The organism is Bacillus sp. R86525 (genome assembly GCF_042466195.1).
In the GTDB taxonomy this organism is placed as follows: domain Bacteria; phylum Bacillota; class Bacilli; order Bacillales; family Bacillaceae_G; genus Bacillus_A; species Bacillus_A nitratireducens.
Map to the genome: position 1 here is coordinate 55,001 of NZ_JAXHPX010000007.1, position 16,325 is coordinate 71,325.

The following is a 16,325-nucleotide window of genomic DNA, read 5'->3' on the forward strand; positions in this document are numbered from 1 at the left end:
TTTGCCATGTCTTTTTGCATCTTTTGCATTTGTTTCATCATGTTATTCATATTTCCCATTCCGCCACGCATCATAATTAATTCCTCCTAATTATTATTACTCTTTTATTTCGATAAGTTCTTGCCCTACTAATTTTACAGCTTCTTCTATAAGAGGGTCTTCTTTTTGTTCTGGGCTTTCTTCAGAATCCCCGCCTTCGCGTTGTAAAAAGTCTTCGCGAATTTTACCCCATTCACTTTTCGGGATAGCAATCATGTTTAACCTTTTACTTAGCAATTCAAAAAGAGTCTGTTCCAATGTATCCATCGCTTCTCGATTTTCACTTGCCATTTTACAATGGATTTCATATTGAAATGCTAACACATAGGTATCATCTGAAGCTGCTACTGGCTCACTATTTTCTAATAAAACAGCAAATGCTACTTTGTTATATGACTTGAGTCTTCCTAACAACTCACCCCATACAGCTTTTAACCGTTCTAAATCTTGACGCTTTGCTTGCTTTAACACTTCATTCACGCGTCCGACAGGAATTTTCATACTTCCTGTTCGTACTGGTTTTGGTGTCGCACGCGTCTCTCTTACTTCCTGCTGTACACCAGCTGGCACACCATTCTTTTTAACTTGCTCTAACTCTTTCTCCAATTGCTGCATCCTGTTCATAATTGCTTGCAAACGATCTGTACCATTTGCCTGCATCATAAACTGCTGACACAATTGCACCATGACAACTTCTAAGAAAATCCGTGGATGATTTGTCCACTTCATCTCCTGCTGTCCCTTACTAAGGGTATGAATAATTTCATAGATTACTTCCGGTTGCATTTCTTCACTTAATGTACGGAATTGATCATCTACAATTACCCGTTCCAACATATGTTCTAATTGTGGTGAAGTTTGATATAAAAGCATATCACGATAGTAGTAAATGAAATCCTCCATAAAGCGAACTGGATCTTTCCCCTTACTCATCATTTCATCTATAATACGTAACGCTCTTGATACATCATTTTCACGTATACATTCTACTAAGTTACCTAAGTATTGTTGAGAAACAGAACCCGTTACAGCTAAAACATCTTCACTCGTCACAGTCTCATCACTATAAGAAATCGCTTGGTCAATCAGACTTAATGCATCACGCATACCACCTTCAGCAGCACGTGCGACGATTTGTAACGCTTCATCTTCTACTTGTGTACCTTCATTTGTCACAACCGTAGATAATCTCTCAACGATATCATTTACTGATATTTTTCGAAATTCAAAGCGTTGACAACGTGAAATGATTGTCGGTGGAATCTTATGTGGCTCTGTTGTCGCCAAAATAAAGATAACATGTCCTGGCGGCTCTTCTAACGTTTTTAAAAGCGCGTTAAAGGCACCCATAGAAAGCATGTGGACTTCATCGATAATGTATGCTTTATATTTCACAGCACTTGGAGCATATTTTACTTTATCTCTTATATCTCGAATTTCATCTACACCGTTATTTGAAGCCGCATCAATTTCTAATACATCTGAAATAGATCCTTGTGTAATCCCTAAACAAGAAGGACATTCATTACAAGGTTCAGCTACCGGAGCATGTTCACAGTTAATTGCTTTTGCAAATACTTTTGCAATTGTCGTTTTCCCTGTTCCCCTTGGACCAGAAAATATATAAGCATGTGAAACTTTCTCTTGAAGAAGGGCATTTTGCAACGTTTTTGTTACGTGCTTTTGACCGACTACATCTCCAAACTTTTGCGGTCTCCATGTTCGGTATAACGCTTGGTATGACACGAAAATACGGCCTCCCTCAAAGGTTATTATCTCATTTATTATAACCCATTCTGTTTATAGATTCCAAAAGTTATTTTCTATACAAAAAACCCACCTTTGTATTAAGGTGAGTTTTGTATACATATATAACTGCCGTGCACCTTCTGTCGATTACGTACCATAAGCGTTACTCAAGCAGTTAGCTCGGTTCAGGCACTCCTGCGGCACACGAGAAGACCCGCTTATTGCTGCTTCCTTCCGGACCTGACAAGGTTCACGGGGTCCCGTTGCGCAGGACCCAAACGTCAACACCACTTACTTAAGGCAGACCTTACAGCAACATAACCTCGAGAAGGGATTCGGCCTCGCTAGAGCGGATTGCGAGTATAGGGCACCGCTACCTCCCCGCTTAGCACGGCAAAGTTAAAACCAATATTCGGTTGCCTTCAATAAGGCATTATCAGTATAACTTGTTTTTTTACAAAATGCAAATACGTTAGTTCGTATTACTTTTCTCTAATTTTTTCGCTTCTTTTCTTTTCTTACGAAGCTCCCTAAAAAAATTCGTTAACAACGTACCACATTCTTCTTCTAGTACACCAGCCACCACTTCGCATTGATGATTAAAGCGCTCATCGGTTAACAGATTCATTAATGTACCAGCACATCCACCTTTCGGATCGCTCGCACCATATACAACCCTTTTTACGCGTGATAATACAATCCCACCTGCACACATTGGACAAGGTTCTAATGTTACATATAACGTTGCATCTTCTAAGCGCCATGTCCCTAATTTTTTACAAGCTTCATCTATAGCTAAAAGCTCGGCGTGAGCTATAGATCTCTGCTCAGTTTCTCTCAAGTTATGCGCGACACTAATCACTTTATCGTCTAGCACAATAACAGCACCGATTGGTACCTCTTGTATCGCCTCTGCCTTCTTCGCTTCCTCTATTGCTAATTGCATAAAATAAATATCTCGATCCATAATATAGTCCTTTCACAAAAAATAAAATACACTTTTTCATTTCTTACAGGTGGGATAACTTTTATAAATTCAATCCAACCTAAAGAAGAAAGAGAGGGAATTACATATGAAAAATACCGCCTTACTCATTATCGATATGATTAATGATTTTCAATTCTCCCACGGGCCCATCCTGGCACAAAAATGTGAAACCATAAAGAATCCTATTCTACAATTAAAAGAAACAATGAAGTCCTTAGGTTACCCCGTAATTTATGTCAATGACCATTATCAACTTTGGAGATCTGATATTGATCAACTTATTACTCATTGTACAAATGAGTATAGTAAAAATATTATTGAGGCCATCGCTCCGCATACTGACGATTACATTTTTATTAAACCACATTACTCTGCTTTTTATGAAACACCTTTAAATTCTTTATTAGGTTATTTAAAAATCGAAAATCTTATCTTAACAGGAATTGCCGGGAACATATGCATCCTTTTTACAGCTAATGACGCTCATATGAGAAATTATACACTTTATGTACCACAGGATTGCATTGCTTCTAACAATGAGCAAGATAATGAACATGCTTTAAAAATAATGGAGAACACATTAAAGGCAAATATTGTATCATCATCCCAAATAAAATTTAGTTAATACATATCTATTTTCTAACTTTTTATATCAAATTAGTCCGCTCGCTCCCCTCTTGTGCTACAATAATTCTGTTTTGTGTTTTTAGTAGTCACGGTAAATCACTGATTGAAAGGAGGAAACAGCGTGACCGGAGTACCATTTATCACGGTTGAAGGACCAATTGGTGTTGGAAAAACTTCACTTGCGAAGGAAATTTCAACTCACATGCAACTCCACTTACTAAAAGAGATTGTTGATGAAAATCCTTTTTTAGGAAAATTCTACGAAGACATCGACGAATGGAGTTTTCAAACAGAGATGTTCTTTCTTTGTAATAGATACAAACAACTCGAGGATATTAACATAAAGTATTTGGATCAAAGGAAGCCTGTAATAGCAGATTATCATATATTCAAAAATTTAATTTTTGCATCCCGTACATTAAAAGATTCTCAATATGATAAGTACATGCAAATTTATCGTATCCTTACTCAAGATATGCCTGTACCAAATGTCATCGTTTATTTAACAGCCAGCCTAGAAACATTACAAAAACGAATTGCGATGCGCGGAAGAGAATTCGAAAAAAATATGGATCCAAATTATTTACTACAGCTTACAAAAGATTACGAAACAGCAATGGATGCTTTCAAAAAGGACCATCCAGATATTCCAGTATTGAAGTTTAACGGAGACGATATGGATTTTGTGAAAAATCCTGATGATTTAAATGTCATCTTATCCGCTCTTCAAAATACTCTCTTGAAGGAGTCGAAATAATAATGAATTTAAGGCAAAAATATGATATACCAAATGATGCAGTTATCACTATTGCTGGAACAGTAGGTGTCGGTAAATCAACTATGACAACTGCATTAGCTAACGATTTAGGTTATCGTACATCTTTCGAAAAAGTAGATTCCAATCCATATTTGGACAAGTTCTATGCTGATTTCACACGCTGGAGCTTTCACCTACAAGTATATTTTTTAGCAGAACGATTTAAAGAACAAAAAAGAATTTTTGAATATGGTGGCGGTTTTGTCCAAGACCGTTCTATTTATGAGGACACTGGTATTTTTGCAAAGATGCATCACGAAAAGGGTACAATGACAGAAACTGATTATGAAACATACAAAGGTTTATTTGATGCTATGGTCATGACTCCTTACTTCCCACATCCAGACTTATTAATTTATTTAGAAGGTTCTTTCGATGATATTGTCGACCGTATCCAAGAACGAGGACGTCCAATGGAACAACAAACACCAATTGAGTATTGGAAAGAGATGCATGGACGTTACGAAAATTGGATTAATGACTTTAATTCATGCCCTGTTTTACGACTAAACATTAATGAATACGATATTTTAAAAGATGGCGATTCAATCGAACCAATCATTAAAAAAATCGGCCATTTTTTAAAGCAAACACGTAAACTTGTAAAATAAAAAACCCGTGCATATGCACGGGTTTTCCTATTAAATTACTTCTTCTTTGTTGGAGCAATAATTTCACTCTCAGGTTTTCCAGCGTTAATACGCTGACGAACAGTACTTGTACTAATATCGTATGTTTCAGCAATTTCTTTAACAGTCATTTCTTTTCCGTTAATCACCGCTGTTAACACTTTACCTGTACGTTTTGGAGCTGCTTCTTTCTTCACAGCTGGTTTTTCAACCTTTTTTGGTGCCTCTACTTTACTCGCAACTTGTTTTACATCACAAGTACAACCACAAAGTTTACGGAATGTATCATCGCTTATAATGCGTGACACGTTTGCACCACTGTTTAAAATTCTATTGTTCTTACAGACAGGACATTGTACATAATATAAAGTTTTTCCATCTAAAGGAAACGTTTGTATAATAAGATCCATGTTGACTCCTTTCATATCTATGAAGATAATCATCGGAATATGAGTGTGTAATAAGGATAAAATCGCCTTACACCATACTTTATGATTGATTTTAAAATAAAAACTCGTTACGTGTTGGTAACGAGTTCTCCAATCTCCACTTATATGCGCTGTTGTCAATTATATCTGGAGGAGGTAGAGGGATTCGAACCCCCGCGCGACTCTCGCCGCCTGTCGGTTTTCAAGACCGATCCCTTCAGCCAGACTTGGGTATACCTCCATATTGACATCAAATATAATATCAAAAGAAAAACAGTTAGTCAACCCTACTAAAATAAATTATGAGGAAAGGAAAATTTTACTTTCCCTCTCCTACATTATAGTAATGACAGCGCTCATAATTACCAATCACTCATACCGATGAATATTTAAATTTACTTAATAACTGTTTTTCCTCCCATATAAGGGCGAAGAACTTCTGGAATTATAATTGTACCATCTTCTTGCTGGTAGTTCTCTAAAATAGCTGCAACTGTACGTCCAATTGCAAGACCAGATCCATTTAATGTATGAACATGTTCTGGTTTTCCGTTTGGCTCACGACGGAAACGGATATTTGCACGTCTCGCTTGGAAAGCCTCGAAATTACTACAAGAAGAAATTTCACGATATGTGCCATAGCTTGGAATCCATACTTCAATATCGTATTTCTTCGCTGCTGTAAAGCCTAAATCACCTGTACACATGCTCATAACGCGATATGGCAACTCTAATAATTGTAACACGCGTTCTGCATCATTTGTTAATTTTTCTAACTCTTCGTAAGAATCTTCTGGTTTCACGAACTTTACAAGCTCAACTTTATTAAATTGATGTTGGCGAATTAAACCACGTGTATCGCGACCAGCAGAACCTGCTTCAGAACGGAAGCAAGAGCTAAATGCAGCATATCGTATCGGTAATTGCTCTTTACTTAAAATCTCATCACGATGCATATTCGTTACAGGTACTTCAGCTGTAGGGATTAAGAAATAATCTTCGCTTTCAATACGGAATGCATCTTCTTCAAACTTTGGAAGTTGCCCTGTTCCTGTCATACTTGCACGGTTTACCATATAAGGAGGTAATACTTCCTCATATCCATGCTCGTCAGTATGAAGATCAAGCATGAAACTAATTAAAGCACGCTCTAATCTTGCACCAGCACCTTTGTAAAATACAAATCGGCTTCCTGTTACTTTCCCAGCACGTTCAAAATCTAAAATCCCTAAATCTGTAGCAAGATCCCAATGTGGTTTTGGCTCAAAAGTAAATTCTTTTACTTCTCCCCAATTACGTGCTACTACGTTATCATCTTCTGTTTCACCTACTGGAGCAGACTCATGAGGGATATTTGGGATAGATAGCATTAATCTCTCTAAATCTTCCTCAACTGTACGAAGCTCATTATCAAAATCCTTTACTTTTTCCCCAACTTCACGCATTTCTAGAATTAGAGCTTCCGCATCTTTCTTTTCACGCTTTAATACTGAAATTTGTTGAGATACTTCGTTACGTTTACTTTTTAGTTCTTCTGTTTGAACAAGTAGCTCTCTTCTTCTCGTATCAAGTTCCTCAAAGCGACCAAAATCTGTTAAATCTTCGCCTCTATGCTGTAATTTTGCTTTTACTTCTTCAAAATTCGTACGTAAAAATTTAATATCAAGCATTATATACTCCTCCTTTTATTTTATAAAACACAAAAAACTCCCGTCCCTATACAAAGGGACGGGAGTTAACCCGCGTTGCCACCCTAGTTGAAAGCATTACCGCTTTCCTCTCAAGTAGAAATAACGGCTCTTCACCGGGAATGCTTACTAATCCAAAGATATTCCACATTCCATTCCAGGATGGATTCACAAACTGTTTCTATCGATTTCCACCAACCATCGACTCTCTATAAGAAACAACATCTGTTACTACTTCCTATCAACACGCTTATTTTATAAAATTGTTACCATCAATTTACTATAATCTTATACAAGTTGCAAGTTACTTATACAACTTTTTTCATTTTCGCTTCTTTTACCATTTCGACAAAGTATGCTGTTACACGATGATCGTCCGTTAATTCCGGATGGAAAGAAGCAGCTAAAAACGGCCCTTGCCTTACCGCTACCATTCGATCGCCATGCTTAGAAAGTACCTCCACATCATCAGCTACATTTACAACATACGGAGCACGGATAAATACACCAACAAAGTCTTCCCCCACACCTTTCATTGAAAGCGCGGCTTCAAAGCTATCTTTTTGACGTCCGAACGCATTGCGCTCGACTGTAATATCCATAGCACCAATATGTGCTTCTTCATAGCCAATCAGTGTTTTCGCAAGAAGAATCATTCCTGCACATGTACCAAACATTGGTTTACCAGACTTCGCAAATGTACGAAGAGGCTCCATGAAAGCATACTTATCAATAAGACGGCGCATTGTTGTACTTTCACCGCCTGGTAAAATAAGACCATCAATCTCTTCAAGTTGTTCTATACGCTTTACAACCACAGCTTCTGCACCACTTGCTTCAACTGATTTTACATGCTCACGAACTGCACCTTGAAGACCTAGTACACCGATTTTCACCATTTTAAAGAATCTCCTTTAATTACCATCCACGCTCTTGCATGCGTTGTTCTGGTAATAACGTTGAAATTTCGATACCCTTCATTGCATTACCTAATCCTTTAGAAAGGCTTGCAATTAGTTCGTAATCTTCATAATGAGTCGTTGCTTCAACGATTGCACGTGCAAATTTCTCTGGGTTCTCTGATTTGAAGATACCAGATCCAACGAATACACCATCAGCACCAAGTTGCATCATTAACGCTGCATCTGCTGGTGTTGCTACACCACCTGCTGCAAAGTTTACAACTGGTAAACGACCAAGGCGTTTAATTTCAAGTAGCACTTCATAAGGAGCACCAGTATTTTTTGCATATGTCATTAACTCATCTTCACGTAGACTTGCAACTTGACGGATTTCTGCATTGACTTGGCGCATATGACGCACTGCCTCCACAATGTTTCCTGTTCCCGGCTCACCTTTTGTACGAAGCATAGATGCACCTTCTGCAATGCGACGTGCAGCTTCTCCGATATCACGGCAACCACATACAAACGGAACTGTGTAATCACGTTTATTTAAATGGTATACTTCATCAGCAGGAGTTAATACTTCACTCTCATCGATATAGTCTACCCCTAATGATTCTAATACACGTGCTTCTACAAGGTGACCGATACGGCATTTTGCCATAACCGGAATTGACACAGCACCCATAACTTCTTCAACAATTGTTGGATCTGCCATACGAGAAACGCCACCTGCTGCACGAATATCTGCAGGTACACGCTCTAATGCCATAACAGCAACTGCGCCTGCCTCTTCTGCAATCCTTGCTTGCTCAGCGTTAATTACGTCCATAATAACGCCGCCTTTTTGCATTTCTGCCATTCCACGTTTTACACGTTCTGTCCCTGTTACATTTGTCATGTACAAAAACCCCCCTAGGTGAATTGCTTTCCCCGTTAAAGAAGAAAATTAAGAATACTCTTACATTCTACCACTAACTATCTGATGCTTGTCTACTACTTTTTCATAAAGTCGGTATGAAAAACAGGAATAAAAAAAAGCTCCTACAATGAGGAGCTTTTAAAACCAACCTTTTACTGTATCAACAGCACTATTCCACATACCACCAAAGAAAGCACCAATTCCGCGCATAGAACGTGTAAACCAGCCTGCTTCTTCTACTTCAGATTTTGTTACAAGGTCTACTTGTAATGATTTTCCTGTTAAAAATCCAGGGTCATTACTATCTTTAGACGTTATAACCATTTGGCCAAGTGCAACTCCCTTTTTCATAGGTGCTTCTTGTCCCTTATTTCCTTCTTTAAATTCCATTTTATAAACATCTTTACTTCCCTTTGGTACCGGAAGTGAAACAGCTTGCTTCGCTTGAACTGCTACATCTTTATCTTTCGCATTTTCAACTCTTACTGTTTCTTTTCCTTTGACTGAAGAACCTTTTTCATACATTTTCTTCATTTCAAAGTTAGCAAAGCCATAATCATATAATTTCTTCGTCTCATCAAATCTTGCCGTATGAGAATTTGTTTTAATAACTACAGAAATGAAACGCATACCATTTCTCTCGACCGTACCAGTGAAACAATCTCCTGCTTCTGGAGTTGATCCTGTTTTCAGGCCATCTACGCCTTCATATTCCTTAATTAAACCTTTTGACATCCAGTTCCAGTTCGACATTTTAAAATTCTCTTTTTCTGGACGGAAGAACTTTACCGGAATCTTTGCTGTATCTAATACTTTTGGATAATCTTTAAGTAGATGTTGTGCTAAAGTTGCAACATCCTTCGCAGACATTTTATTTTCTTCATCCGGCGTTGTACCTTCAGGGTGCATTCCTTTTAAATCTTTGTTCGTTAAACCCGTAGAATTAACAAATTTATAATTTTTCAATCCTAGTTCTTTCGCTTTATCATTCATCATTTTTACGAAATCTACTTCTTTACCAGCAACTGCTTCTGCTAATGCAATTGTTGCACCATTTGCAGAAAAGATTGCCATTGCCTCGTATAATTCTTTTACTGTATAAAGGCCACCATTTTCTAATGCAACATTTGATAATGAAGCATCTTGTGAAATCTTATATGCATATTCAGAAACCTTAATTTTCTGATCCCACTTAAGTTTTCCTTTATCCACTGCTTCATGAACTAAATATTCACTCATCATCTTTGTCATACTAGCAATTGATAATAATTCATCTGCATTCTTTTGATATACAATTTTCCCAGAATTCGCTTCAACTAAAATCGCTGCACCTGCTTCAATGTTTAAAGCAGCTCCTGTTTCTGCTGATGCATTGCTATATGGCAACAACATGCTACAAGCTAGTGTAAGCATTGTTACTAACGCAATGAATCTTTTGCAAAACATACCTTTCACTTTTGCTACCCCCAATATCTATGTACTCACATAACCGTTATTCTAACATAATCAAAAAAAAATAGACAGAGATATCAAATCTCCGTCTATTTACATATAAGACATTATAATGAGTAGTTTGGAGCCTCTTTTGTAATCTGCACATGGTGAGGATGGCTTTCACGTAAACCAGCACCCGACATACGAATGAATTGCGCATTCTCACGTAAGAATTCTAAATCTTGTGCTCCGCAGTATCCCATACCTGCACGTAATCCACCAACTAATTGATGAACTGTATCTGCTAAAGGTCCTTTATATGGTACTCGTCCTTCAATACCTTCTGGAACAAGTTTTTTGTTTCCTTCTTGGAAGTAACGATCTTTACTTCCTTTTTCCATTGCTCCAACAGAACCCATTCCACGGTATACTTTAAATTGGCGACCTTGGTAAATTTCAGTTTCTCCAGGGCTTTCAGCTACACCAGCAAACATACTACCTAACATAACAACGTGTGCTCCTGCCGCTAAAGCTTTAACCATATCACCAGAGTACTTAACACCGCCATCTGCAATAACCGGAATGCCGTGTTTACGAGCTTCAGTCGCACAATCATAAACTGCTGTTAATTGTGGTACACCAACGCCAGCTACAACGCGTGTTGTACAAATAGAACCTGGTCCGATACCAACTTTAACAACGTTTGCACCAGCTTCAATTAATGCTTTTGTTGCTTCAGCTGTAGCAACATTTCCAGCGATAATGTTTAATGATGGATATTTCGCACGAACTTCTTTTACTTTTTCAATAACACCGTGAGAGTGTCCATGAGCTGTATCAAGTACAATTGCATCTACGCTTGCTTTTACTAATGCGTCAATACGAAGCATAGCATCTGCTGTTACACCAACTGCTGCTCCAACTAATAAGCGTCCTTGCTTATCTTTTGCAGAGTTTGGAAATTCAATTACTTTTTCAATATCTTTTATTGTAATAAGCCCTTGTAATACACCGTTATTATCAACAAGAGGGAGCTTTTCAATTTTATACTTTTGTAGGATCTTTTCAGCTTCTTCCAGTGTAGTACCAACTGGAGCTGTAATTAACTGTTCTTTTGTCATTACGTCAGAAATTTTGATTGAGTAGTCTTGGATGAAACGCATATCACGGTTTGTAATAATACCAACTAATTTTCGCTCATCTAAATTATTTACAACTGGCACACCTGAGATACGATATTTTCCCATAAGATGTTCTGCATCGTATACTTGATGTTCTGGAGTTAAAAAGAAAGGATCTGAAATAACGCCGCTTTCAGAGCGTTTTACCTTATCAACCTGCTCTGCCTGTTGTTCAATAGACATATTCTTATGAATGATTCCTAAACCACCTTGGCGAGCCATTGCAATGGCCATATCAGCTTCTGTTACTGTATCCATTCCTGCACTAATTAACGGGATGTTTAGCTGTAAGCTTTCAGATAAAACTGTTTTAACACTTACTTCTCTTGGTAATATATCTGACCTTGCTGGTACAAGTAATACATCATCAAAAGTCAAACCTTCTTTAACAAATTTAGATTCCCACATAATTGTTCCCCCCATGATACCAGAAATTATTATTAGTAGCTTATCAATTGGTTAAAATACTGTCAAGGACGTATATATATGTTAGAATTTTTAGACAATAAAAGGAGCGTAATATATGCATCATACACCTTGTGCTTGGCAGCAATTAAGTTTCTTCTTTTCATCTCAAAATGTACAACATTATCTTGCCCGTTGTTATGAAAAATCCTCGATTCAAGATGCCGAAAAAAAAAGTTTTGAAAATTGTTATCCATTTATTTATTACTTAGAACACGGTAAAAATTATTATGAATTATATAAGACAGCTCCATTTTCCATTCAGCCAATGTTGTTATTTTATGGAATAGGTCAACTTTTTAAAGCCTGTTTATTAACCATTAATCCAAAATATCCAGAATCAACAACTGTTTTGGCACACGGGGTGACGACCCGTAAGCGAAAAAAACAGGGATATCAATTTTTAGAAGATGAAGTGAAAATACAGAAAAATGGACTATTTACTCATGCCGCAGAACAGCTGTTTCACATGAAACACTTGGAAACAGAAAAGTTTAACATGTTAGAGTTACTGGGGAAAATTCCTGAGTTACAACACTTATTTCGTTATAGTCAAAAAGGAACAACATTATACAAAATCAATTCAACAAATAAAAATGAGCTCTCCTTCCCAGTCAATATACTAGATCGACTACATATGACTAAAGAGAGATTTTCTCGTTATATCGAAACAACTTGTAAACACTTATCAATACAACACATACCTGAAAAAAATAATGAATCGAATATGTTTTTTTCAGCGCCTATTCAATCATGGAATCCTATGTATAGTACTCCTTTATACTATGAACAGCTTTCTAACACTTATTATTTACCACTTACGACTGACCCTAGAAATCCTAAACCCGTATTACCCGAACTTCTCGTTCATTATTTATTGCTCTATAATTTAAGCATGATTTCTAGGTATGAAACGGATTGGTGGTACGACTTACTTGGAAGCTATGGCTCTGAAGACTACCCATTTATTTATCAATTTCTTAATATTTCTGCTCAAAAAATCCCTTACTATATTTCAGCGTTTTTACTAGCAGAACCGGGCCTATTTCATGGGAAATAAAAAAAACACAAGTCAAAAGACTTGTGTTTTTAGTTGCTTGGCGACGTCCTACTCTCACAGGGACAAGGTCCCAACTACCATCGGCGCTAGAGAGCTTAACTTCCGTGTTCGGTATGGGAACGGGTGTGACCTCTCTGCCATCATCACCAAACTATGAAGGCATATTCCTTCAAAACTAGATAACATTGCTACATATTATATGGTTAAGTCCTCGATCTATTAGTATTCGTCAGCTCCACATGTCACCATGCTTCCACCTCGAACCTATCAACCTGATCATCTTTCAGGGATCTTACTAGCTTACGCTATGGGAAATCTCATCTTGAGGGGGGCTTCATGCTTAGATGCTTTCAGCACTTATCCCTTCCGCACATAGCTACCCAGCTATGCCCTTGGCAGAACAACTGGTACACCAGCGGTGCGTCCATCCCGGTCCTCTCGTACTAAGGACAGCTCCTCTCAAATTTCCTACGCCCACGACGGATAGGGACCGAACTGTCTCACGACGTTCTGAACCCAGCTCGCGTACCGCTTTAATGGGCGAACAGCCCAACCCTTGGGACCGACTACAGCCCCAGGATGCGATGAGCCGACATCGAGGTGCCAAACCTCCCCGTCGATGTGGACTCTTGGGGGAGATAAGCCTGTTATCCCCGGGGTAGCTTTTATCCGTTGAGCGATGGCCCTTCCATGCGGAACCACCGGATCACTAAGCCCGACTTTCGTCCCTGCTCGACTTGTAGGTCTCGCAGTCAAGCTCCCTTATGCCTTTGCACTCTACGAATGATTTCCAACCATTCTGAGGGAACCTTTGGGCGCCTCCGTTACACTTTAGGAGGCGACCGCCCCAGTCAAACTGCCCACCTGACACTGTCTCCCGGGTCGATAAGACCCGTAGGTTAGAATTTCAATACAGTCAGGGCGGTATCCCACCAGCGCCTCCACCGAAGCTAGCGCTCCGGTTTCAATGGCTCCCGCCTATCCTGTACAAACTGTACCAAAATTCAATATCAGGCTACAGTAAAGCTCCACGGGGTCTTTCCGTCCTGTCGCGGGTAACCTGCATCTTCACAGGTACTATAATTTCACCGAGTCTCTGGTTGAGACAGTGCCCAAATCGTTACACCTTTCGTGCGGGTCGGAACTTACCCGACAAGGAATTTCGCTACCTTAGGACCGTTATAGTTACGGCCGCCGTTTACTGGGGCTTCAGTTCAGAGCTTCGCTTACGCTAACCCCTCTCCTTAACCTTCCAGCACCGGGCAGGTGTCAGCCCCTATACTTCGCCTTACGGCTTCGCAGAGACCTGTGTTTTTGCTAAACAGTCGCTTGGGCCTATTCACTGCGGCTTTCCGTTAAGAAAGCACCCCTTCTCCCGAAGTTACGGGGTCATTTTGCCGAGTTCCTTAACCAGAGTTCTCTCGCACACCTTAGGATTCTCTCCTCGCCTACCTGTGTCGGTTTGCGGTACAGGCACCTTTTATCTCGCTAGAAGCTTTTCTTGGCAGCGGGGAATCAAAGACTTCGCTCCATAAGGAGCTTCCCCATCACAGCTCAGCCTTCACGATAAGCGGATTTGCCTACTTATCAGCCTAACTGCTTGGACGTGCACAACCAATCGCACGCTTCTTCTATCCTTCTGCGTCCCTCCATTGCTCAAACGATAAAGAGGTGGTACAGGAATATCAACCTGTTGTCCATCGCCTACGCCTGTCGGCCTCGGCTTAGGTCCTGACTAACCCTGAGCGGACGAGCCTTCCTCAGGAAACCTTAGGCATTCGGTGGACGGGATTCTCACCCGTCTTTCGCTACTCATACCGGCATTCTCACTTCTAAGCGCTCCACCAGTCCTTCCGGTCTGACTTCACTGCACTTAGAACGCTCCCCTACCACTGATACCATTGGTATCAATTCGCAGCTTCGGTGGTGTATTTAGCCCCGGTACATTTTCGGCGCAGAGTCACTCGACTAGTGAGCTATTACGCACTCTTTAAATGGTGGCTGCTTCTAAGCCAACATCCTAGTTGTCTAAGCAACTCCACATCCTTTTCCACTTAATACACACTTTGGGACCTTAGCTGGCGATCTGGGCTGTTTCCCTCTTGACTACGGATCTTATCACTCGCAGTCTGACTCCTAAGGATAAGTCATTGGCATTCGGAGTTTGACTGAATTCGGTAATCCGATGAGGACCCCTAGTTCAATCAGTGCTCTACCTCCAAGACTCTTACACTTAAGGCTAGCCCTAAAGCTATTTCGGGGAGAACCAGCTATCTCCAGGTTCGATTGGAATTTCTCCGCTACCCACACCTCATCCCCGCACTTTTCAACGTGCGTGGGTTCGGGCCTCCATTCAGTGTTACCTGAACTTCACCCTGGACATGGGTAGATCACCTGGTTTCGGGTCTACGACCACGTACTAAACGCCCTATTCAGACTCGCTTTCGCTGCGGCTCCGTCTCTTCAACTTAACCTCGCACGGGATCGTAACTCGCCGGTTCATTCTACAAAAGGCACGCCATCACCCATTAACGGGCTCTGACTATTTGTAGGCACACGGTTTCAGGATCTCTTTCACTCCCCTTCCGGGGTGCTTTTCACCTTTCCCTCACGGTACTGGTTCACTATCGATCACTAGGGAGTATTTAGCCTTGGGAGATGGTCCTCCCAGATTCCGACGGAATTTCACGTGTTCCGCCGTACTCAGGATACATTCAAGAGAGAACGAAGTTTCGACTACGGGGTTGTTACCCTCTACGACGGACCTTTCCAGGTCGCTTCGTCTACCTCGTTCCTTTGTAACTCCGTATAGAATGTCCTACAACCCCAAGAGGCAAGCCTCTTGGTTTGGGCTAGATTCCGTTTCGCTCGCCGCTACTCAGGAAATCGCATTTGCTTTCTCTTCCTCCAGGTACTTAGATGTTTCAGTTCCCTGGGTCTGTCTTCCATACCCTATGTATTCAGGTAAGGATACCATACCATTACGTATAGTGGGTTTCCCCATTCGGAAATCTTCGGATCAAAGCTTACTTACAGCTCCCCGAAGCATATCGGCGTTAGTCCCGTCCTTCATCGACTCCTAGTGTCAAGGCATCCACCGTGCGCCCTTTCTAACTTAACCAAACTAAAATTAAAAAATATGAGCTACACTGTTATCTAGTTTTCAAAGAACATACCATTTGCTATATAAAATAGCTTTTTGGTGGAGCCTAGCGGGATCGAACCGCTGACCTCCTGCGTGCAAGGCAGGCGCTCTCCCAGCTGAGCTAAGGCCCCAAAAGTTGTATGGTGGGCCTAAATGGACTCGAACCATCGACCTCACGCTTATCAGGCGTGCGCTCTAACCAGCTGAGCTATAGGCCCATACAAATTGCAGGATTTATTTATATCATA

The 16,325-nt window shown here is 40.0% G+C and carries 13 protein-coding genes, 3 tRNA genes, 2 rRNA genes, 1 other RNA gene and 1 other annotated feature (1 of these 20 cut by a window edge); of the genes, 4 read left to right on the forward strand and 15 right to left on the reverse strand.

Annotation, left to right across the window (positions count from 1 at the left end):
• The 4 genes from SJY24_RS02710 to tadA all read right to left on the reverse strand — a co-directional run.
• Positions 1–71 carry the 5' end (the start) of a YbaB/EbfC family nucleoid-associated protein gene (locus SJY24_RS02710; protein ID WP_170957726.1) on the reverse strand. It extends 256 nt beyond the left edge of the window, so 71 of the gene's 327 nt are visible here — the first part of the coding sequence; it begins with the start codon at positions 69–71; its stop codon lies beyond the left edge, outside the window.
• Between the two features lie 25 nt (positions 72–96).
• A complete protein-coding gene (gene dnaX / locus SJY24_RS02715) occupies positions 97–1,785 on the reverse strand; it encodes a DNA polymerase III subunit gamma/tau (RefSeq protein WP_377863665.1) in 1,689 nt (562 codons plus the stop codon).
• Between the two features lie 132 nt (positions 1,786–1,917).
• Positions 1,918–2,182: signal recognition particle sRNA large type (gene ffs / locus SJY24_RS02720), an RNA gene on the reverse strand.
• 78 nt (positions 2,183–2,260) lie between these two features.
• Positions 2,261–2,755 (reverse strand): tRNA adenosine(34) deaminase TadA, encoded by a 495-nt coding sequence (gene tadA / locus SJY24_RS02725; protein WP_377863667.1) that lies wholly within the window; start codon positions 2,753–2,755, stop codon positions 2,261–2,263.
• Between the two features lie 106 nt (positions 2,756–2,861).
• Here tadA and SJY24_RS02730 point away from each other — a divergent pair, with 106 nt between their 5' ends.
• The 3 genes from SJY24_RS02730 to SJY24_RS02740 all read left to right on the forward strand — a co-directional run bounded on the left by SJY24_RS02730 (position 2,862) and on the right by SJY24_RS02740 (position 4,831).
• Positions 2,862–3,401, forward strand: coding sequence for a cysteine hydrolase family protein (locus SJY24_RS02730; RefSeq protein ID WP_098498043.1), 540 nt, complete (start codon positions 2,862–2,864; stop codon positions 3,399–3,401).
• Positions 3,402–3,524: 123 nt separating this feature from the next.
• Entirely contained in the window at positions 3,525–4,160 is a 636-nt protein-coding gene (locus tag SJY24_RS02735; protein ID WP_377863668.1) for a deoxynucleoside kinase, read from the forward strand.
• A 2-nt stretch (positions 4,161–4,162) separates the two neighbouring features.
• Positions 4,163–4,831: a deoxynucleoside kinase gene (locus tag SJY24_RS02740; RefSeq protein WP_377863669.1), complete on the forward strand. Its 669-nt coding sequence runs from the start codon at positions 4,163–4,165 to the stop codon at positions 4,829–4,831.
• Between the two features lie 35 nt (positions 4,832–4,866).
• Here SJY24_RS02740 and SJY24_RS02745 read toward each other — a convergent pair whose 3' ends face one another.
• The 7 genes from SJY24_RS02745 to guaB form a co-directional block, all read right to left on the reverse strand.
• Positions 4,867–5,259, reverse strand: a complete 393-nt coding sequence (locus SJY24_RS02745; protein ID WP_377863670.1) for a sigma factor-like helix-turn-helix DNA-binding protein — start codon at positions 5,257–5,259, stop codon at positions 4,867–4,869.
• A gap of 166 nt (positions 5,260–5,425) precedes the next feature.
• Positions 5,426–5,518: transfer RNA gene (locus tag SJY24_RS02750), tRNA-Ser, on the reverse strand.
• A 154-nt stretch (positions 5,519–5,672) separates the two neighbouring features.
• A complete protein-coding gene (serS, locus tag SJY24_RS02755; RefSeq protein WP_377863671.1) occupies positions 5,673–6,947 on the reverse strand; it encodes a serine--tRNA ligase in 1,275 nt (424 codons plus the stop codon).
• Positions 6,948–6,998: 51 nt separating this feature from the next.
• Positions 6,999–7,219 (reverse strand) — a binding site (T-box leader).
• Between the two features lie 54 nt (positions 7,220–7,273).
• A complete protein-coding gene (pdxT, locus tag SJY24_RS02760; protein ID WP_377863672.1) occupies positions 7,274–7,864 on the reverse strand; it encodes a pyridoxal 5'-phosphate synthase glutaminase subunit PdxT in 591 nt (196 codons plus the stop codon).
• Between the two features lie 19 nt (positions 7,865–7,883).
• Entirely contained in the window at positions 7,884–8,771 is an 888-nt protein-coding gene (gene pdxS / locus SJY24_RS02765) for a pyridoxal 5'-phosphate synthase lyase subunit PdxS (protein ID WP_000186161.1), read from the reverse strand.
• 159 nt (positions 8,772–8,930) lie between these two features.
• The gene (locus tag SJY24_RS02770) at positions 8,931–10,238 is read right to left on the reverse strand and encodes a D-alanyl-D-alanine carboxypeptidase family protein (protein WP_377867205.1); all 1,308 of its coding nucleotides are present in this window, start codon (positions 10,236–10,238) and stop codon (positions 8,931–8,933) included.
• 113 nt (positions 10,239–10,351) lie between these two features.
• Complete coding sequence (guaB, locus tag SJY24_RS02775) at positions 10,352–11,815, reverse strand: IMP dehydrogenase (RefSeq protein WP_000264087.1); 1,464 nt, start codon at positions 11,813–11,815, stop codon at positions 10,352–10,354.
• Between the two features lie 115 nt (positions 11,816–11,930).
• Here guaB and SJY24_RS02780 point away from each other — a divergent pair, with 115 nt between their 5' ends.
• Complete coding sequence (locus tag SJY24_RS02780) at positions 11,931–12,932, forward strand: YaaC family protein (RefSeq protein WP_377863673.1); 1,002 nt, start codon at positions 11,931–11,933, stop codon at positions 12,930–12,932.
• Between the two features lie 35 nt (positions 12,933–12,967).
• Here SJY24_RS02780 and rrf read toward each other — a convergent pair.
• The 4 genes from rrf to SJY24_RS02800 all read right to left on the reverse strand — a co-directional run bounded on the left by rrf (position 12,968) and on the right by SJY24_RS02800 (position 16,295).
• Positions 12,968–13,083: ribosomal RNA gene (gene rrf / locus SJY24_RS02785) — 5S ribosomal RNA — on the reverse strand.
• Between the two features lie 48 nt (positions 13,084–13,131).
• Positions 13,132–16,053 (reverse strand): 23S ribosomal RNA (locus tag SJY24_RS02790).
• A 79-nt stretch (positions 16,054–16,132) separates the two neighbouring features.
• Positions 16,133–16,208 (reverse strand) — tRNA-Ala (locus tag SJY24_RS02795).
• 10 nt (positions 16,209–16,218) lie between these two features.
• Positions 16,219–16,295 (reverse strand) — tRNA-Ile (locus SJY24_RS02800).
• Positions 16,296–16,325 lie beyond the last annotated feature (30 nt).